We start from the raw sequence: 19,521 nt of genomic DNA, 5'->3' as shown, positions 1-19,521 counted from the left end.
TTTATTCGCAAAGACAAAAAGAAAAAAGATATAGTGTAAAGCAGGAAATAGCTTCTAAAAAAAATTAAATTCAAAAAAAAAGCGTCCCGTTTCAGGGAAGCTTTCCATTGGTTAACAAAACCACGACACTTTTTCTAAAGTGCCAAAACAACACAACTAAATGCTGCCCTAACAAAAAGCAGCCGACAAATATACAACGTTTTTAGATATTCACAAATTTTATAGCATCTTTTTATTTTTTTCTCAATTGTCTATTAATATAAGAGGTTGTATCTTTGCAATCTTTAATAAACATCAGAAAATTAGACAATAAATGCAATTATCAGAACAAGAAATTGTCCGTAGAGAAAAGTTAGTAAAATTACGTGCTTTAGGTATTAATCCTTATCCAGCAGATTTATATCCAATCAACTCAAATTCGAAAGAAATAAAACAAGATTATGCTGATAATAAATCCGTAATTATTGCTGGTAGATTAATGTCTATCAACATACAAGGAAAAGCTTCTTTTGCACAATTACAAGATGGAGAAGGTAAAATACAAGTGTATTTTAACAGAGATGAAATTTGTACAGGAGAAGACAAATCTAAATACAATGATGTTTTTAAAAAGTTATTAGACTTAGGTGATTTTATTGGGATTGAAGGCGAATTATTTACCACTAAAGTGGGAGAAAAAACGGTTCGTGTAAAAGATTTTACCTTATTAAGTAAAGCCTTAAAACCTTTGCCTTTACCAAAAGAAAAAGACGGAAAAGTATTTGATGCTTTTACAGATCCTGAATTACGTTACAGACAACGTTATGCAGATTTAGTGGTAAATCCACAAGTAAAAGAAGTGTTTGTAAAGAGAACAAAATTGTTTAACGCAATGCGTTCTTTTTTTAATGATGCTGGTTATTTTGAAGTTGAAACTCCAATTTTACAACCCATTCCTGGTGGCGCTGCAGCAAGACCTTTTATAACGCATCATAATTCTTTAGACATTCCTTTATATATGAGAATTGCGAACGAATTATATCTTAAAAGATTAATTGTTGGTGGTTTTAATGGTGTGTATGAATTTTCTAAAAACTTCAGAAATGAAGGAATGGATAGAACTCATAATCCTGAGTTTACAGCTATGGAAATCTATGTTTCTTACAAAGATTACAATTGGATGATGAATTTCTGTGAACGTCTTTTAGAACATTGTGCAATTGCAGTAAATGGAACTTCTGAAGCTACTTTTGGTGAACATAAAATTAATTTTAAAGCGCCTTATAAAAGAATTTCTATGCGCGATTCTATTTTAGAATTTACAGGTTTTGATATTTATAATAAATCTGAGGATGAAATTAGAGAAGCTGCAAAATCGATGCATATTGAGGTTGATGCAACAATGGGTAAAGGAAAATTGATTGATGAAATTTTTGGTGAAAAATGTGAAGGCAATTACATTCAGCCAACTTTTATTACAGATTACCCAAAAGAAATGTCTCCACTTTGTAAAGAACACAGAACAAATCCTGAGTTAACAGAACGTTTTGAGTTGATGGTTTGCGGTAAAGAAATTGCCAATGCATATTCTGAATTAAACGACCCAATTGACCAACGTGAGCGCTTTGAACATCAACTTAAATTAGCACAAAAAGGAGATGATGAAGCCACAGAATTTATAGATTACGATTTTTTACGTGCGTTAGAATACGGAATGCCTCCAACTTCTGGTATGGGAATAGGGATGGACAGATTAATTATGTTTTTAACCAATAATCAATCTATACAAGAAGTATTGTTCTTTCCGCAAATGAGACCAGAGCAGCGAATCGATGCAGATATTGAGCTTACTCAAGAAGAAAAAGACTTACTTGCTCTAATAGCGAAAGCTGAAAAAATTGATTTAGCAACATTAAAAACGCAATCGGGTTTATCAAATAAAAAATGGGACAAAACCATTAAAGGCTTAACTAAAAAAGAAGTTGCCAAAGTTTCTAAAACCGATGAAGGTTTGTTTGTAGAAGTTGTGTAGCAAATTCATCATTCTGAACTTGTTTTAGCATCTGAATAAGTACTGGAAAAGAGGCTGTCTGAAAAGTCAATAAATTTCAATTCTGTCAAATTAAGCGCAGTATAAATATATTGTAAATCAAATATTTAGATTTCTCGGCTACGCTCGAAATGACAGTAGAAGTTACTATTCAGACAGCTTCTTTTTTTTTTGACAATCTATATTTCTAATAAATCAATAGGGCTTTTTACATTTATAATTGTGGTTTGAGCAACCTTAACATATTGCAAAGTTGTATGTATATTTTTATGTCCTAACAATTTCTGAATAATTCTTACATCAGTTCCATTTTCTAATAAGTGAGTGGCAAAACTATGTCTTAAAGTATGCACAGTTACATTCTTTTTTATATCAAGTTTATGAACGGCTTTTTTTAATATTTTTCTAATACTACTATCGCTATATTTTTTACCTTTTAAACCTTCAAAAAGATATTCTTTAGGTTTATACTCTATAAAATACACTCTTAATAAGGTTAATAAATTACTGGGCAGCATAACTATTCTATCTTTATTTCCTTTAGCTTTATTAATAGAAACCAACATTCTATTACTATCTATATCGCTAATTTTTAAGTTGATAGCTTCGCTAATTCTTAAACCCAATCCATAAATAGTTGCAATTATAGTTTTATGTTTAATATTCTGATAATAAAAGATAATATTAGTAATTTCTTGTTTTGATAAGATTGGAGGTAAATATTCGGTTTTTCTTGTAGGATAAATAATTGAAAAATCTATTTCTCTATTAAAAATTTCTTTATAAAATAATTTTAAAGCTCCAATTAATTGCTTTTGCGAAGATATACTATAGTTTTTACTCTTAACCATATTAATTATCGACAAAATGATGTCTTTATCTCTTAAATTTTTAATATGCTTTGCAGTATATTGATATTCTAATCCGAAGTTTTTTATAGAATTTATGTAACTTTCAATAGTGCTTTTACTATACCTTTTTATTTCTAATATAGTTTTAAACTTTAGTAGGTAGGACATAACTTATCTTTTTCTAGTTAAGTTAAAGATATAAAAAAACTACTACATAACTTAAATATTTTTTAGGATAATAAAACAAAAAACATTAAGTTTGGATATACTAACGTTCGGCGGCATCAAGCCCTAGCGGGCTAATGCCGCCGAACGTCCGCGCAGCTACGCTGAGCATTCTACGGCGTTTGACGCCGCAGAACACTCAGCTATACGCAATTTGCACAAGTCTAAAATACTCCGTATTTTCACTCGTACAAAATGCGCATAGCTGCGCGGACGTTACCAAAAATTATGAAAATCATTCTGCAAATAATAATACTTCTGATTTCTATCGTGACTTTTTCTCAAGAAAAGTTAGAAGGAAAATATTGTTCTGTTCCGATAGGTGAATCTGATGTAACGTGTATTGATTTTAAAGAAAATAATCGATTTGATTATATGGTTTCTGGATGTTTAGGAGTTTCGACAATTGGTAGTGGAAAATTTGAATTGAAGGACGAAAGACTAAACTTGATTTTTGATAAAGCAGAACAGGTTCTAAAAAGTGAAATTAAAATAACAGATTCTAAAGCCGAATCCGAAAAAGAAGTTAAACTTGAATTCAAAGTTAAGGACGAAAACGGAATTGAAATTCCAGCTAATATTATACGAACATCTGACCGAAAACACTTTTTCTTTGATGAAGTAAACAAAGTTTTTTTAGTCGATAAAAATAGTCCGAAAGCAAACTACAACATTGAATTTATTGGTTATGAAACAATTGAGATGGAAATTGAAAACAGTTCTGATAAAATAATTGAAATTGATTTATTTCCTGCTCAAGCAAAGGTCATTTCTGATAAAGAAATTTCTTGGGATTGGGAAAAAGTGAATGAAAATGAATTTAAAACTGGAACAAACATTTGGAACAGATTTAAAAAAGTAATAAAATAACTTTTGGTAACACCGTATATAATTTATTGCTAGTTCTAGCCTACTTACGAAAACCCTCGCGGATTTTCTATTCGGTTTTTATTTATTAAATTAGTTGCTTAACCACGCAACAAACCATATACAACCACGTTCGGCGGCATCAAGCCCTAGCGGGCTAATGCCGCCGAACGTCCGCGCAGCTACGCTGAGCATTCTACGGCGTTTGACGCCGCAGAACACTCAGCTATACGCAATTTGCACAAGTCTAAAATACTCCGTATTTTCACTCGTACAAAATGCGCATAGCTGCGCGGACGTTGTGCGCAAGCTGAAAAATGAGCAAGTTCAAGAAGAAAAAGAAGATTTTCGAAATTTATTCTCAAAACTTAAAGTGGATAAAAGAAAAAACGAATGCCAAATTTAATATCGAATTTGACAGTGGTATTTTATGTCCTTTATGTTTGGATGTTTTTCTTGAATCGGACTTAAAGCCTAACGGAAAGAATTATCTAACATTAGAACATAATCCACCAAAGTCTTTAGGAGGCAAAGACAATATTTTGACTTGCAAAAAATGTAACAATGAAAGCGGACACAAAACTGACGTTGAATTGCTAACTTATCTATTAGAACAAGAATTTAAAAATTTCAGTCCTAATTCTAAACATAGAACAAAATTAGAAATTGACGATGGCTCAAAAGTAACTGCTGATTTAAGTTTTGACGAAAAAGGAAAAATGACTTTAAATCTTCAAAGCAAGTATTCAAACCCGAAAGAATATGATAGGTTTATAAAAAGTGAGGAAAAAGGGTTTTTCCCAATCGAAGGTGAATTTGGCAAGTTCTTTACGAAAAAGTTAAAATTCAATATGAAACTTCCAGACAAAGGAGATATGAGATTAGCATCAATAGCTCTTTTAAAAATTGGATACTTACTTGGATTTGAAAAGTATGGACACATTTTTCTATTTAATCAAAATTTAGATATTGTAAGAGAACAAATATTAAATCCAGAAAAGGATATTATTACTGACCCTTTTTGGGTTAATTATGAATTTCCAGAAATGTATATCGGAGTAAATACTATTAATAAACCGAAAGAATTAATTTGCTTCTTAAACACATTTGTTCTTAAAACTAAATCTAGAAACGCACAAATAAGCATAGCTTTTCCAGGATATTATAAAGAAGATGCAGAAATTTATAAAAATATAAAAGAGATATTATGCTCAAATAAGGGAGGAACAGCAGATATGGAAATTACGACTTGGGAACCATTTTTGGACTTAAAGGATGAAAATCGTGTATTTAGTTCTGCACAAATTTGGGATAAAAAAAAGCCAGCGCACAACAACGTGTATAATTAATTGCTTTGGTCGTTGCCTATTTGGAAAATTCCTTCGGAATTTTCTCGCGTTCGTTTTTGTTTACTAAATTAGTTGCTTAAACACGCAACTAACCATACACAAAACCGTTCGGCGGCATCAAGCCCTAGCGGGCTAATGCCGCCGAACGTCCGCGCAGCTACGCTGAGCATTCTACGGCGTTTGACGCCGCAGAACACTCAGCTATACGCAATTTGCACAAGTCTAAAATACTCCGTATTTTCACTCGTACAAAATGCGCATAGCTGCGCGGACGTTGTAACCAATTTGAGAAAAACCGAGTTCACATATAATCCAGAAGTAATTTTTGAATCTGATTTCAGCTCTGATTTGTTGAAATTTAACGGAATTGAAATCGGACAAAATTTGACTGAATTACCAATCGAACTGATTTCTGAATTTTATGACAAAGAAGATAAAAGTCAAAACATAGACATTAAGAATGGTTGGGTTTTGACAAATAACGGAATTCAATACGTGCTGAAAAATGGGATTGTGAAAATGATACGTGTTAAGGAAAACGGAATTACAAAGCTGAACGGATTTGACAAAGTTTACGTGGAAAAATTGATTGGAAAACCGAATAAAATAAGTAATGATTCAATAACTTGGGTTTGGGACAATGTTGTTTATGCAAAAGTTCATCATTATAAAAAAAGAAAAACTAAAATTCACTTCTCAACCGAAAACGGAAAAGTATGTGAATTAGAAATTGAATAATGAAAAGAGGATTAAATATTTTACACTTTTGCCTATACCTAATTGAGAGAAAAATTCATTTTCTCTTTAACAAAATAAATCCTGCTCTTTTGTTATACAAAATTCCTGCTGTTAAAAGAAGAATGAAAACGAAGTATGGAATAGAAAACACAAAAGAATATTTGGATGACTTTTGGACAAATCAAAAAAATGGTTTGAGCTTAAATTTTATTGGTGGTTGGCTTATTGGCCTAACTTTTATAATACTTATCAGTTTAACTATTATTACGCTGAAAGTCTTTAAATTTGAATTTGATTTGCCTAAATATGTTTTCATTGTATTTGGTATAATTTCTTATGTAATTTGTCATTTCACTACATTTAAAGATGACATATATTTAAAATATTTTAAAGAATTTAACACTTGGTCGATTACAAAAAAAAGGATTAACGTTTTAATGAGTATCGGATTTATATTACTTGTAATTGCATTATTCTTTTTAAGTTTATTGTATTTTTAATAATAAAAAACTGGTTACAACACCGTATATAATTTATTGCTGGTTCTAGCCTACTTACGAAAATCCTCGCGGATTTTCTATTCGGTTTTTATTTGCTAAATTAGGTGCTTAACCACGCAACAAATCATATACAAAAACGTTGTGTGCAATACCCAAAATGACCGAGAAATTAAAAAATAACATTGAGAAATTGTATGAGACTTTTGAAAAGTATCATAGTAATTCTGCAATGAATGGAAGTCCGAATTATGATGACTTGGATCAGTGGAATAAGGAATTATTTTCAAAACCATTGCGAGAATTAGATGAGGATGATTTATCTCGTTTCACAGGAAAAGCAATGACAACTTGGGGAAATGCGAACGACTATAAACATTTTCTTCCTCGAATTTTTGAGCTAACGGCTGAATTAAGAACACCTTACGAAATTTGGATTGCATTTGACAAACTTACTCTTGCGGAATTCCAAAATTGGGCAGAAGAAGAGCAAAAAGTAATACACGAATTTATGATTGCACTTTGGGAAAGTATTGTAAATGACAACAGCCGAAAAGCAGAATTTGAGTTTAAAGATTACTTTTCTGCTATTGCTCATTTTTACCCAAAATTCTCTGATTTGCTTGACGTCTGGACTCAATCGGAATCAAAAGCTGGAACAAAGCATTTAGCGGAATTTATAGTTGACGAACAAACGACACTTTTTGATAGAAAAAAAATAAGCGGATTTCACGACCAAAAAGAAAACGCGGAGGAATTAATAAATTGGATTTTGTCAGACAAAACTCTTAACAAAATTCAACAGAAATATTTTGAATTTGAAACAGAAAGTTTTGCTGAGAAAGTTTCTTGGGCTGAACAAATAATAACAAATGAAAGAAAAAGTACTGCACACAACAATGTATAACCGCAATTACGGCGGATTCGACTACGTCCGAATCCACTCGGAATTGCTAACGTCAGTGCTAAACCGAAAAACATTAACTTTAATCCCGTAACTGACGGTTATACGAGACCGTTCGGCGGCATCAAGCCCTAGCGGGCTAATGCCGCCGAACGTCCGCGCAGCTACGCTGAGCATTCTACGGCGTTTGACGCCGCAGAACACTCAGCTATACGCAATTTGCACAAGTCTAAAATACTCCGTATTTTCACTCGTACAAAATGCGCATAGCTGCGCGGACGTTGCCAACAAGCTGAAAAAAATCCGAACTGAATGAAAATTTCTTGGAATATTAATGAATCTGATATTCAAAAAGTGAAAAATGTTATGAAAGAAAATGACAATTTTTTCTTGAAAAATCGGAGAGAAAGAAATGTCGAAAAAAAGAACATTGAAATAAACAAGAATATAATAATTCAGAATTTAATGATGTGTCTTTTGACTTCTCAACAACGTTCGGGACCAAATTCTGTGGTTGGAAAATTTTTAAGTATAAAACCTTTTCCAATTACGTCTGAATTAATCGCTGAATCAGAAAACGTAGAATTGCTAATAAAGCAGATTCTTCAGAAAAACGGACTAACAAGATATATTAATAAAATCTCTGCCTTTTTCGCAGAGAACATTGAGAAAATAGAACACGATAATTGGAATTTAATATCAAAATTAAATTACTTGGATAATAATCAATCCAAAGAAACTGAAAGAGAATTAGCGGATTTTTTAAATGATTGGCTTAAAGGGTTTGGCCCAAAACAATCAAGGAATTTCCTTCAAGCTTTAGGATTGACAAAATATGAACTTCCGATTGATTCGAGAATTGCAAATTGGCTAAATGATTTTGGATTTCCTGTAAGTTTAACTTCATCACCTTTGAGCGATAAAGGATATTATCATTTTGTTTCGGACGGAATTCAAGAATTGTGTTTAAAAGCAAAGGTTTATCCTTGTGAATTAGATGCAGTAATATTCTCGAGTTTCGACAATGAGGAATGGACTGAAAAGAATATAATGCTCTGAATAAAAAGCCAGTTGGCAACAACGTGTATAATTAATGGCTAGTTCTCGCTCACTTACGAAAATCCTTGCGGATTTTCTATTTGGTTTGTATTTGCTAAATTAGGTGCTGAAACACGCCACTAATCATACACAAAACCGTTCGGCGGCATCAAGCCCTAGCGGGCTAATGCCGCCGAACGTCCGCGCAGCTACGCTGAGCATTCTACGGCGTTTGACGCCGCAGAACACTCAGCTATACGCAATTTGCACAAGTCTAAAATACTCCGTATTTTCACTCGTACAAAATGCGCATAGCTGCGCGGACGTTGTACTGCATTTGAAAAAAGTCCTGAACATATTATTAATCTTGCTCGGAATTGGTAGTTTATTGCTAATAGGAATTTTGATTTTTATCGGAACTTCTATGGGAAAAAGAGCTGACAAGAAATTTACCGAAAATGGAATTGAGCAAAGAACAAATATTGTTGACTCAATTTATCGAGTTGAGAAATTTGACATCAATTCAATTTATCAACCTTTGAGTTTAAATTTTAACGGAAAACCAATCTTTTCAATTGGACAAAAACTATCCGAAATTGACTCAACTCTGACTTACAGAATTGACCCAAATTCTGATTATCAAGATTATTTTCCAACGATTAAAGACTATTTGACTGCGGAAGACAAACTTTCTCTTTACAAAATTGGAAAACACTCATACATAAGCGGAATAGTTTACTTTTCTGCCGAACAACAATCGGAACGGATTTTTAATGTATACGGAACTTGGGGATTTTTAGTTAATGACGAAAATATACTTAATGAAATGAAATTTTGGCTAATAGAAAACCTATTCCCAGAATTAGAAAATCATTTTGAGTTTAAAGACAATTGGAATTATAAAATAGAAACTCAAAACCAAATAGAACACTTTGATTTATCAAAAAACAACGGAAGTTGGACTTTAAAATATGAAGTGGGATTGAAATAAAAAACGCAGTACAACAACGTGTATAATTAATTGCTTTGGTCTTTGCTTATTTGGAAAATTCCTTCGGAATTTTCTCGCGCTCGTTTTTGTTTACTAAATTAGTTACTGAAACACGCAACTAACCATACACAAAACCGTTCGGCGGCATCAAGCCCTAGCGGGCTAATGCCGCCGAACGTCCGCGCAGCTACGCTGAGCATTCTACGGCGTTTGACGCCGCAGAACACTCAGCTATACGCAATTTGCACAAGTCTAAAATACTCCGTATTTTCACTCGTACAAAATGCGCATAGCTGCGCGGACGTTACCTGCAAGCTGAACAAACCGATGAACATAGGAAAAGAAATTAGAAATAGATTATCCAAATATGAAAATTTAGGTGTTGAAAAACAATCTAATGGAACTGAATTAATTGGTAAAGCACCTCACATTGCACCTTTAGCTTATTTACATTCTATATACAAAGGACTAAATAAAGAGGAAATTGATAGGCTTGAACGAGAATTAGAAACTGAAATACCAACAGACTATAAAAAGTTCCTACAATTTTCAAATGGACTTCATATTTTCAACACAACATTTTGTCTAGATGGATTAAGAGTATCATATAACAGAACAAAAGAAATCGAAAATCGATTACCATTCTCGATTTTGACCACTAATCTTTATGAAAGACCGAAAAATGCCAAGTCTGAATATTTTTTCATTGGTGGCTATGATTGGGGAAATGGCTCTCATTTATACATTGATAAAAAGAACAACAAAGTATATCGATGTAAAGAAAATGACACAAGACCACTCAATGAATGGAACAATTTGAATGAAATGATATTAAGCGAAATAGACAGACTAATGGAATTGCATAATGCAAATGGAGAATTGAAAGAGAATATCGAAAAAACGACACCAAAAAGTCAATTTACATCGGATAAACAAAGTTTCTGGAACAGATTGAAAAAAAATTTTAAAGAATAAAGCCAGCAGGTAACAATGTGTATAATTCATTGCTAGTAAAGGCTTACTTACGAAAATTCCGCTGGAATTTTCTATTCGTTTTTATTTGCTAACTTTAATGCTTAAACACGCAACGAAATCATACACTAGACCGTTCGGCGGCATCAAGCCCTAGCGGGCTAATGCCGCCGAACGTCCGCGCAGCTACGCTGAGCATTCTACGGCGTTTGACGCCGCAGAACACTCAGCTATACGCAATTTGCACAAGTCTAAAATACTCCGTATTTTCACTCGTACAAAATGCGCATAGCTGCGCGGACGTTGGGCGTAATTTAAAAAACGAGATCCGAATGATAAAACACCATAATTTTTTCAAAGTTCATTTGCCAAAAAAAGATTACAAAGGCAAAGACGAGAATGAATTGACTGAAATTCTTATGGAAGAGTTTCATCTGTTTTCAGATGGAGAATGGACTAAAGATTACGAACCGAACAACCCCAAAACTGACAAATTTGAAATAAGCCTTTACCCATCTATTCCCTACGCTGCAAATAAATTAAACTACTCTGAAAATGAGAAGTTTCAAATGATAAATGATTTTTTAGACAGTTCGTTCGTTGACTTTTTGGAGAGATTTAACCCTTTATATAAATGCACAAGTTTCATAGAATATCACCTATACTATTTTAAAGGAGACAAAACGGAATTTTATAAACATATTAAATACCAAATTATTTCTGTAGTCAAAAAGCGAAAGGAATCAAAAAAGAAAGACTTTGACTACGATAATTTAGAACAAATTTTAACTGACTGGGTTAACGAAAAAATGAAGGTGAAAGAAGAAAATTCGAGTATATTAAATGCGGAAAATGTAATTATAAACAAAAAGAGTAAAATTAAAAATCAGTCGATTGGAAATGGAAAAGAGCAAAAAGAATCTAACTGGAATAAAGCTAACGTAATAATCGCATTTGTAGTCGGAATATTAACAATAATTGGAATTGTATGGGGAATAATGAATTAAAAAAACTACGCCCAACAATGTATAAAAATAATTGCTCAATTTTGGGCTTAACCAAAGGTAGTTGCAAGTTTACTACGTCTGATTTTCCTTCGGAAAATCCTAGCACGTAAACCCGCAACTATTCTTATACGAGACCGTTGCCATTAATTTGAATGAACTACACGAACGAGAAAATAATTGAACGATTTGAATCAGGCGAAAACCTGAAATTCCTATTATTTTGGGGACACACGAAACCTGATTTAATAACTAAATCTTGTTTCAGTCAATGGTACGAATCCAAATTTGAGGTTAACGGAATTGAATATCAAACAGCCGAACATTTTATGATGGCTGAAAAAGCTTTGCTGTTTAATGACAAAGACATTTACGAACAAATAATCAAAAGCTCAAAAGCTGGAAAAGTAAAAGAACTTGGTAGACAAGTAAAGAACTTCAACCAACGAATTTGGGAAGAAAATAGATTTGAAATAGTTGTAAGAGGTAATTTTCACAAGTTTAGTCAAAACCCAAAGCTATCGGAGTTTTTAAGAAATACAAATGACCGAATTTTGGTTGAGGCAAGTCCTGTCGACAATATTTGGGGAATTGGACTCGCTCAAAATAATGAAGACGCTGAAAATCCGTACTTTTGGAATGGACTGAATTTACTCGGATACGCTTTAATGGAAACAAGAGACATTCTGAATGAAGTTGGAGAATTTAAAACTCTCGAAAATCCAATTTTACCACCTTGGTTAGCTTATCCAGAAATTGACAAATATAGTATTGGTTGGAGAATGGGTTATGGAGAAACTCATATAATGGAATTGAGTAAATATTTGGACAGTTTAAGTGCATCTGAAAAGAGAATTTACGAATTGACTTATCCTGAAACTGGAGAATGGAAAGGTTGGTATAATGATGATTACGAATAAAAAACTAATGGCAACAACGTGTATAATTCATTGCTAGTGTTCGCCTACTTACGAAAATCCTCGCGGATTTTCTATTCGGTTTGTATTTATTAAATTAGTTACTGAAACACGCAACGAAATCATACACAACACCGTTGCCAGTAATACCGAAATGAAGACAGAATACGAAAACCTACAGTCAACAATAAAAAGAAAATACAGTTTTAAGTATACGCCTGAATTTTCGGAATCTTTCAAAACGGAAATTGAAGACAGTCAAATAATCCCATTAACTATCGAGGTATTTGAGAAGCTTGAATGGCCAATCGTCCATAGAGACAAAAAATCTGTTGAGGCCAAAAGAAAAGGAGATTGGAACAAATTGACAGAAAAAATTACGGTTACGAAAAAAGCTTCTGGTCGAATTAAAGTTCATAGCAGAACACTTGAAGGTAATTTAATTGATTTTGGTAGAAACTCTTTAAGAACAGGTTTATTCATTGCTCTTTTTCAAAAGTTAGCGACTGAATATAAAGAAAACGGAAAACTCGTTGAACTAGAAACAGAGCTTGAAAAGCAAAATACTTGGGCCGATTATGAAATTCCAACGGAACTGCCAAAACCTAAACAATTTAGAAAACCGAATTTAACACTTTCAATAATTGGTGGATTAATTATCGCAATTTTATTTGGAGTTTTAGTTGCGCTCTTAACCGTTAATTTCACATACATTATTGGAATTTATGAACTCGGAATTGGATTTGGAATCGGATACTTCTTTGGACAAGTTTTAAAGAAAACCAATTATATTGAATTTCGACCAATTCAGTTAATAATTGGCGGAATGATGATTATAATGTTTATTACAAATCAGTTTACGCAATATCAATTGATAATAATAGAAAACAACATTTCTGAACTTGGATTTTTTGAATTTATGAAAATGCGATTTGAAAATGGTTTAACTATTAAAGATTTAAATACTGGATGGATTGGACTTACTTTGAGTTGGATTTTTCAACTTGTTTTCCCTTTCTTTCTGGCTCAAGGTAAAGTTGCAGGTATAACAATGAATTATATTATTGAAAAGATTCCAGAAAAGGTTCTCGAATATACAATCTATCTTTTTGAAATGGACAAATCGGAAAGTGAAGTTAGAGCTGAATTAGCACAAAAAGGTTGGAATAAAAAGTCTGACCAAGATGATGTTATACAAGCAATTGTTGAGATAAGTGGATTTCATCAAATTAATCGAGAATAAAAAAGTACTACTGGCAACAACGTGTATAGCTCATTGCTAATCAGTTGTTTAAACCTAAGTTAAGGCATATTTAGAAAGTCGCCAAATTTTTAAATTTGACGATTTCCGACAAAAAAGATAAATAGTAAAATTTAAAAATCTGGCTTGTGCTCAACCGAAAAATAATCGCTAATTTGCACGCAACAAGCCATACACCGAGACGTTGTACACAAGCTATAGAAACCAGCCGCACAAACAGCACATTTGGTTTTTCACGACACAAAAGCCAACACAAAAAACCAAAAGAGCTGTTTTTAGCCAACGCTCGAAAAAACTAAAAAGAAAGAATGCTAAATAAAATTGTAATCATAAATTCTGAACTATACGCAAAAGCAAGTATTCACATCGGAGAAAGTGCTAGTATTCAAATTACAGCCGAAAACAATGTTGGAAAAAGTTCTTTTATTAATGCTCTCAATTTTTTATACATTACAGACAAAGAACAAATGAGATTTGAAGATGACAGGAAATTGTCCGATTCAATGAAGCATTATTTTGACGGAACAAGTTTGCACAGTTTCATCATTTTTGAAATTCTAAAAAATGGCTACTACTCTATTCTTGTAAAAGCAACACCTGAAAACACCATTGAGTATTATAAAATTACAGGAGAATATGACGAAGCTTGTTTTGTGGAAATACAAAATGGAAAATTTAAAGCTAGAAAATGGAATGAAGCTCTTCAAAAACTTACTTTAAAAAATCCTACTGATGTTCCTATAAAACTTACCAACGAGGAATTATACAATTTAGTTTACAATTCTGACAAGAATAAAAACCCAGTAGTTTGGCTTAAAAAATCAGTCAAAAGAAACGGCAGAAAATCATTCTCTAATAGTTTTACTGATATTTACAGACATTTGATTAGGACAAGTGACATTAATGAGAAATCTTTTAAAAATGCTCTCTTGGTTGCTGATGGACAGCAGCACTTTCCTTTGAATGTTCTTTCAAGTTCAAGTTTTGAGAAAATTGACGAGTTTGAAAAAAAGAAAACACATCTTCAATGTCTTATCTCAATAGAACCTGAATTTGAAAAACTAAAACTTCTTAATGACAAATTTATAAGTCACGAAGCTATTTTGGGTAAGCTAAAGCATACATTTCTAAATAATTTCAACAAAATTGAGCAAGAGTTATCAAATAAGATAGATGATAGTAGCAAACTCTCTATTGCCATTAAAACTCTAAAGACTGAAATAGATACAACTCTAAAAAATGAACGAGATGAATTAATTGGTCAAAAAATAACCAATGAAAATAAATCAACAGCAATTCAAACAGAAAACACAAATCTATCTAAAGAATTAGACGAATTAAAGGATTATGAACCAGATACTGAAAACTTGCTCTATCAAGGATTAAAAAATAATCTTTTAGAAGAAGAACAAAATCTAACGGAATTAGTATCGCAGTTAAGCCAATTAGAACGCAGTCAGTTTACAGAAAAAGAGATTTTAAGCACAATCAAAAATCTTAAAAACGATATTGAAAAAAAGAAAAATGCAATAACTCGTTTTGACAATTTACTTTATCAAAATATTTCAAAAGATGAAGATACAATTAAAAAGGTCTATACCTTTTTAAATCGTGATGTAGCTGAACTTGATAAATCAAAAATTAAAAAAGAGGTAACCAAATCAGATTTTCCATTACAGTTTTTTGATGGGCTAATTGATGTTTCTGGTATTACAATTGAAACAGAATTACCGACTATTAATCAACTTAAAGACGAGCTTATATCTAAAGAAAAGGAGTTAAATGAAAAAAACTCTCAATTAGAGATTATTCAAAACAGAAAAGGTGTTGAGAAAAAAATCGATAATTTAAAAACGTCTATCAAAACCAAAACTAAATTCATTGAAAGAATTGATAAAAAACCCGAATTACTCTCTAAAATTGAGAGTAACAAAACAAAAATAGGATTACTCGAAAAGAGCCTAAAAGAGATAATCGATAAAATCACAAATAAGGATTTAGAAATTGACAAAACCAAAACCACCTTGTCCTTAAAAATTGAAGAAAGGAAAAAATATCAAAATGACCTTAAAATTTTCAAAAATCAGTATCAAGTAATATCGGAAACAACTGATATTTATGAAATTGAAGAAATTTTAGAAATAAATTTTGAAAATATTTATGATGACTTTCAATCAAAATACAGAAAATTTATACGCATAAAAGAAAATCGAATTTCTCTAAAAAATGACTTGAACAACACTTTAAAAATGGATGTACAGGACATTAAAAGATTTATTCGTGATGTTGATGAAGAAATTATTAATATACCTCAATCTCAAAAGATTATTGATGGACTTTTAGATACACTTTCACACGAAATTGGTAGTCCCACAGATTCATTTCTAACGCAATTTAGAGATTTTAAAACTTTTGTTTCAAGAAGTTATAACCAAAAGTTAGCTGAATATCCTATTTCAAATATTCAGAGTGTTAAAGTAAGAATTGAAGAGAATGAAGATTTAATCAACGATTTAGATAAAATTTCCAAACTAAAATTATCGGAAAGATTAGACTTTGGAAAGTCCTATTCATATGAGGAATCTAAAGATGCTTTAGAAAGACAACTATCTAACAATAATGGTAAGACCATCAATATTATTGATTTATTTAAAATCAATGTAGAAATAACAAAAGTTACAGGGAAAACAGAAACTATTAACCTTTCAAAACAAGTTCAATCAAGAGGGACCAATATTGTTCTTAAACTATATCTATTTCTCAATATTCTTAAAGAACTAGTACATAACAATTCAGAAAATCGTGTGATTATTTATATAGATGAACTTGATTCAATTGGACAAAAAAATGTGAAACACTTAATTCAATTCTGTAAAACAAATCATTTTGTGCCAATTTTTGCAGCACCAAGAAAAGTTGAGGGAATTGAAAAATATTATCTAATAAAAGAGCCTCAAAAAGATTCCAACAACCAAAGAAGAAAAATTTCATTTGGAGAACTACAATCATTCCCAGTAATTTATCGAGATGCAGAATAAAACGTTTTTCAACTTTATATTAAAAATGCTTGAAGAAGAAAAAGTTAACGCTTCTTCAATAAGCGCATCTGTAAAAAAAAGCGGAGATTTTGACACCTTGATTAATGCCAAATTCATTAAATATTCACAAGCTGTTACAGGTGGAGGAAGCTACCTTTTAAACGATAGAGAAAATTTGGAGAGTTATTTTAAACGTAAGTTTCCAAAAGAGCTTCAAAATAGTTTTTCTGCAATTGGGAATATTGGAACTTTCAGAAATACAAAAGCAACAAAAAGAACAAGCCAAAATGTAATACTGGTAAGAGGTTTTAAAAATGTGCTTATAAATTCTGAAGTTGTAGAGCTAGAAAAATTCACAAATCAATTTGGAACTTTTTCAGCACAAGTTAATGAATTAAAAACTGAAAGTATTTGCATTGTAGAAAACCTTGATTCATTCTTATTAGCAGAAAAAGTTATTAATAAAAGTTTCATTTTCATTCATACCTATGGTGGTTTAGGAAAATCTGTTTTAAAAAAGTTTAAGGCAAAAAAAGTATTGATTTTTTCAGATTATGATTTTAAAGGTTTACATAATTATCTAATGGTTAAAAAAGTATTTCCAAATGCAGAACTCTTTATTCCTTTAGATTATGAAGAACTTTTTAATATGTATTCAAGAACCATTAAAACCAAACAAGGAAGAGAACAAAATCCTACCAAAGAAGTAAAAGAATCTGTTGATGAAAATGTCATAAAGATTAGAGATAAAATTTATAAAACCAAACGCTTTTTAGAACAACAAGCACTATTCGTAAAACTTAAAAATGATTAAACTTTCAGGAAAACATATACTTAAATTTTTGCAAAATCATTACGAATTTGTACAAGATGCTTTTAACTATAGTAAGCCTGACTTTATTATCGATATTGATATTTTAGAAACTTTAATTGAAGAATACAATATTAGTAATGAACCTAAAATATCATTAACCAAATTAATTGATGTTAAATTTTGCAGACAGTTACCTACCAAAGATTTTAAAATAAATAGAAGTTACGCAGATTTCTTGCAGTTTCTTTTTGATGACTTTACACTTGATTTGCCAACAACTTTAAAAGAAAGATATAAAACCATTTTTGAATTGTTTTCTGATCTAAAAACAAAGAATAAATCAAGTAAGACAACTGTTTTAATTCAAAATATTATAAACGTCATTGATGTATTCTTAAACGATATTCACAGGCAAACTCAAAGACTTTTAAGTGATACGGAATCTTTAAAAGTAAATGCTGATGAATATTCTGATTTATCAAAAAGATTAGAAAAAGCTGTTTTTTGGATTGATGAATATATTGAGCCATTAAATAAAATTCTAGAAAAAGGACATCCAGAATCATTTTATTCTGCTTTAGTTGAAATTCAAAAATATACAAGTGAAAAACAATATTTAGCAGACAGTTTTAAACTAAAAAGAGAATATAAAAAACTGTATGGCGCAGTTGTCTATGCTCGTGCTGAATTAGACCAAAACTTGCAAAAACTAACAAGAGAATTAAGACCATTGTTGGATAGAATTAAAAGTGATTCCATAATTTTAAGTGGATTTTATCATTTTGTAGAAAATATTGATTATCCCGAAAACTATATTATTCCTATTCCAAGCCCAATAAAGAAAACTAAAGGAAGTGCTATCTTCAAAGAATTTCATAGTGAAGCCGAATTTTTTGTTGACCAATTTAACTATAAGACTTCTGATGTATATTACGAAGAACAAATTGAAGAATTAGAATGGCTTCCTGATTCTGCATATTTTAAAAAACAGTTACTAAAAGAGGATAAAGTTGAAGATTTTTATTTATGGTGTTTCAATGCTTTAAAAAAGCATACTGATGAAATCACATTATCAAAATTTTTCTCTTTAACCAATCTTCTATTAGAAGATGATATAGTTGCAGAATACAAAACTGATGAAAGAAATATAATAGATTTAAAAGATGCTTCAATTAAGATACCTAAAGTGATAGTATATGAGAGAATATCCAAATGAACATAATAAAATAGTAAATAAATTATTAGATGGTAAGTTCATTATTTCACCTAGTCCTTTGTTTTACAAAATTCAAGAATTAGAAGATGATTATTCCGAATTTTTTATGAAATCGTTTAATTACAATCTAAATATTGAAGCAGAGTTTGCCTATTTATCGTCAAATGAAGTAAACGAAAAAAGAACTAGAGACTTTACTTTGTTTTTAGCTATCTTGTCAAGAGAGCTTGATTATTCAGGTAAAAATTTTAGAGATAAAATTGAATTAGGTTCATTTGACATAAACGAAACAGAAGAGCTATTAAGACAATCTAGTAAATGGGAAATTTTAGAAAAAACTACCGTTTCTGAATTTGAAAAGTTTTTAAAAACTTGGCGTAGCAAAAATTTAATCGTTTTGGATGGTAACAAATTCAAGTTTACTAAAGCAGTAAAATTGTTTTTCACTTTTGCTATGGAAATAGCAGAAGAAAAACTGAAGGTAAAAATAAATAAAGAAAATGCCAACGCTTAAGGTCATACACATTTGCAATTCGCTTCATCCACTGCTACACCAAAAATCACAAAAGAGTATGTCTTTTCCAACGCTGAATGACAAACAGAACGGAACAAAGCCAGTGTACAACAACGTATATAAAAAATAGCCGCTTAAATGCTTAAACAAAAGAAAATTAATAAATTAGAGGTCAGTTATAAGCCGAAAAAATTAGTGCATCAAATCCGCTACTTTTCATACACAAAACCGTTCGGCGGCATCAAGCCCTAGCGGGCTAATGCCGCCGAACGTCCGCGCAGCTACGCTGAGCATTC

At 31.3% G+C, this 19,521-nt stretch carries 17 protein-coding genes; 16 read left to right on the top strand and 1 reads right to left on the bottom strand.

The annotated features are described in order from the left end of the window. The first annotated feature begins 313 nt into the window (after nucleotides 1–313). Entirely contained in the window at nucleotides 314–2,011 is a 1,698-nt protein-coding gene (gene lysS, locus ACY2RX_RS14430; protein ID WP_490104689.1) for a lysine--tRNA ligase, read from the top strand. A 197-nt stretch (nucleotides 2,012–2,208) separates the two neighbouring features. Here the strand turns inward: lysS and ACY2RX_RS14425 are convergent, their stop codons facing one another. Beyond that, nucleotides 2,209–3,048 carry a tyrosine-type recombinase/integrase gene (locus tag ACY2RX_RS14425; protein WP_490104688.1) on the bottom strand — a complete coding sequence of 280 codons (840 nt, stop codon included), beginning with the start codon at nucleotides 3,046–3,048 and terminating at the stop codon, nucleotides 2,209–2,211. Nucleotides 3,049–3,333: 285 nt separating this feature from the next. Here ACY2RX_RS14425 and ACY2RX_RS14420 point away from each other — a divergent pair, with 285 nt between their 5' ends. The 15 genes from ACY2RX_RS14420 (at nucleotide 3,334) to ACY2RX_RS14350 (ending at nucleotide 19,225) form a co-directional block, all read left to right on the top strand. After that, entirely contained in the window at nucleotides 3,334–3,975 is a 642-nt protein-coding gene (locus ACY2RX_RS14420; protein ID WP_490104687.1) for a hypothetical protein, read from the top strand. Between the two features lie 314 nt (nucleotides 3,976–4,289). Further along, on the top strand, nucleotides 4,290–5,321 hold the full coding sequence (locus tag ACY2RX_RS14415; protein ID WP_490104686.1) for a hypothetical protein: 1,032 nt from the start codon (nucleotides 4,290–4,292) through the stop codon (nucleotides 5,319–5,321). A gap of 72 nt (nucleotides 5,322–5,393) precedes the next feature. Further along, nucleotides 5,394–6,059, top strand: coding sequence for a hypothetical protein (locus tag ACY2RX_RS14410; protein ID WP_490104685.1), 666 nt, complete (start codon nucleotides 5,394–5,396; stop codon nucleotides 6,057–6,059). Further along, on the top strand, nucleotides 6,059–6,559 hold the full coding sequence (locus ACY2RX_RS14405; protein ID WP_490104684.1) for a hypothetical protein: 501 nt from the start codon (nucleotides 6,059–6,061) through the stop codon (nucleotides 6,557–6,559). The genes ACY2RX_RS14410 and ACY2RX_RS14405 overlap by 1 nt, the downstream gene beginning before the upstream one ends. Nucleotides 6,560–6,716: 157 nt before the next feature. Then, nucleotides 6,717–7,463: a hypothetical protein gene (locus ACY2RX_RS14400; RefSeq protein WP_490104683.1), complete on the top strand. Its 747-nt coding sequence runs from the start codon at nucleotides 6,717–6,719 to the stop codon at nucleotides 7,461–7,463. A 309-nt stretch (nucleotides 7,464–7,772) separates the two neighbouring features. Next, nucleotides 7,773–8,519 (top strand): hypothetical protein, encoded by a 747-nt coding sequence (locus tag ACY2RX_RS14395; RefSeq protein ID WP_490104682.1) that lies wholly within the window; start codon nucleotides 7,773–7,775, stop codon nucleotides 8,517–8,519. A gap of 403 nt (nucleotides 8,520–8,922) precedes the next feature. Next, nucleotides 8,923–9,489 carry a hypothetical protein gene (locus tag ACY2RX_RS14390; protein WP_490104681.1) on the top strand — a complete coding sequence of 189 codons (567 nt, stop codon included), beginning with the start codon at nucleotides 8,923–8,925 and terminating at the stop codon, nucleotides 9,487–9,489. Between the two features lie 327 nt (nucleotides 9,490–9,816). Beyond that, a complete protein-coding gene (locus tag ACY2RX_RS14385; protein ID WP_490104680.1) occupies nucleotides 9,817–10,464 on the top strand; it encodes an SMI1/KNR4 family protein in 648 nt (215 codons plus the stop codon). Nucleotides 10,465–10,793: 329 nt separating this feature from the next. Then, complete coding sequence (locus ACY2RX_RS14380) at nucleotides 10,794–11,468, top strand: hypothetical protein (protein ID WP_490104679.1); 675 nt, start codon at nucleotides 10,794–10,796, stop codon at nucleotides 11,466–11,468. Nucleotides 11,469–11,620: 152 nt separating this feature from the next. After that, on the top strand, nucleotides 11,621–12,385 hold the full coding sequence (gene ybiA, locus ACY2RX_RS14375; RefSeq protein ID WP_490104678.1) for a riboflavin biosynthesis intermediates N-glycosidase: 765 nt from the start codon (nucleotides 11,621–11,623) through the stop codon (nucleotides 12,383–12,385). Between the two features lie 151 nt (nucleotides 12,386–12,536). Continuing rightward, nucleotides 12,537–13,625, top strand: a complete 1,089-nt coding sequence (locus tag ACY2RX_RS14370; RefSeq protein WP_490104677.1) for a hypothetical protein — start codon at nucleotides 12,537–12,539, stop codon at nucleotides 13,623–13,625. A 326-nt stretch (nucleotides 13,626–13,951) separates the two neighbouring features. Beyond that, nucleotides 13,952–16,681 (top strand): hypothetical protein, encoded by a 2,730-nt coding sequence (locus ACY2RX_RS14365; protein ID WP_490104676.1) that lies wholly within the window; start codon nucleotides 13,952–13,954, stop codon nucleotides 16,679–16,681. Between the two features lie 25 nt (nucleotides 16,682–16,706). Further along, a complete protein-coding gene (locus ACY2RX_RS14360; RefSeq protein ID WP_490104675.1) occupies nucleotides 16,707–17,495 on the top strand; it encodes a Wadjet anti-phage system protein JetD domain-containing protein in 789 nt (262 codons plus the stop codon). Continuing rightward, on the top strand, nucleotides 17,488–18,711 hold the full coding sequence (locus ACY2RX_RS14355; RefSeq protein WP_490104674.1) for a hypothetical protein: 1,224 nt from the start codon (nucleotides 17,488–17,490) through the stop codon (nucleotides 18,709–18,711). The genes ACY2RX_RS14360 and ACY2RX_RS14355 overlap by 8 nt, the downstream gene beginning before the upstream one ends. Further along, complete coding sequence (locus tag ACY2RX_RS14350; RefSeq protein ID WP_490104673.1) at nucleotides 18,692–19,225, top strand: condensin complex protein MksE; 534 nt, start codon at nucleotides 18,692–18,694, stop codon at nucleotides 19,223–19,225. Before ACY2RX_RS14355 ends, ACY2RX_RS14350 begins: the two co-directional genes overlap by 20 nt. Nucleotides 19,226–19,521: the final 296 nt, after the last annotated feature.

The sequence above is a fragment of the Polaribacter sp. 2405UD43-2 genome (genome assembly GCF_058147125.1).
The sequence above is the reverse complement of the archived record's forward strand: the minus strand, read 5'-3'. Positions and strand labels throughout refer to the sequence as shown.

What these genes read in the sequence shown, in the direction of transcription:
- ACY2RX_RS14380 (WP_490104679.1), top strand. Translation starts at nt 10,794, where the DNA reads ATGATAAAACACCATAATTTTTTCAAAGTTCATTTGCCAAAAAAAGAT.
- lysS (WP_490104689.1), top strand. Translation starts at nt 314, where the DNA reads ATGCAATTATCAGAACAAGAAATTGTCCGTAGAGAAAAGTTAGTAAAA.
- ACY2RX_RS14365 (WP_490104676.1), top strand. Translation starts at nt 13,952, where the DNA reads ATGCTAAATAAAATTGTAATCATAAATTCTGAACTATACGCAAAAGCA.
- ACY2RX_RS14425 (WP_490104688.1), bottom strand. Translation starts at nt 3,048, where the DNA reads ATGTCCTACCTACTAAAGTTTAAAACTATATTAGAAATAAAAAGGTAT.
- ACY2RX_RS14385 (WP_490104680.1), top strand. Translation starts at nt 9,817, where the DNA reads ATGAACATAGGAAAAGAAATTAGAAATAGATTATCCAAATATGAAAAT.
- ACY2RX_RS14350 (WP_490104673.1), top strand. Translation starts at nt 18,692, where the DNA reads ATGAGAGAATATCCAAATGAACATAATAAAATAGTAAATAAATTATTA.
- ACY2RX_RS14400 (WP_490104683.1), top strand. Translation starts at nt 6,717, where the DNA reads ATGACCGAGAAATTAAAAAATAACATTGAGAAATTGTATGAGACTTTT.
- ACY2RX_RS14405 (WP_490104684.1), top strand. Translation starts at nt 6,059, where the DNA reads ATGAAAAGAGGATTAAATATTTTACACTTTTGCCTATACCTAATTGAG.
- ACY2RX_RS14395 (WP_490104682.1), top strand. Translation starts at nt 7,773, where the DNA reads ATGAAAATTTCTTGGAATATTAATGAATCTGATATTCAAAAAGTGAAA.
- ACY2RX_RS14360 (WP_490104675.1), top strand. Translation starts at nt 16,707, where the DNA reads ATGCTTGAAGAAGAAAAAGTTAACGCTTCTTCAATAAGCGCATCTGTA.
- ACY2RX_RS14415 (WP_490104686.1), top strand. Translation starts at nt 4,290, where the DNA reads ATGAGCAAGTTCAAGAAGAAAAAGAAGATTTTCGAAATTTATTCTCAA.
- ACY2RX_RS14420 (WP_490104687.1), top strand. Translation starts at nt 3,334, where the DNA reads ATGAAAATCATTCTGCAAATAATAATACTTCTGATTTCTATCGTGACT.
- ACY2RX_RS14390 (WP_490104681.1), top strand. Translation starts at nt 8,923, where the DNA reads ATGGGAAAAAGAGCTGACAAGAAATTTACCGAAAATGGAATTGAGCAA.
- ACY2RX_RS14370 (WP_490104677.1), top strand. Translation starts at nt 12,537, where the DNA reads ATGAAGACAGAATACGAAAACCTACAGTCAACAATAAAAAGAAAATAC.
- ybiA (WP_490104678.1), top strand. Translation starts at nt 11,621, where the DNA reads ATGAACTACACGAACGAGAAAATAATTGAACGATTTGAATCAGGCGAA.
- ACY2RX_RS14355 (WP_490104674.1), top strand. Translation starts at nt 17,488, where the DNA reads ATGATTAAACTTTCAGGAAAACATATACTTAAATTTTTGCAAAATCAT.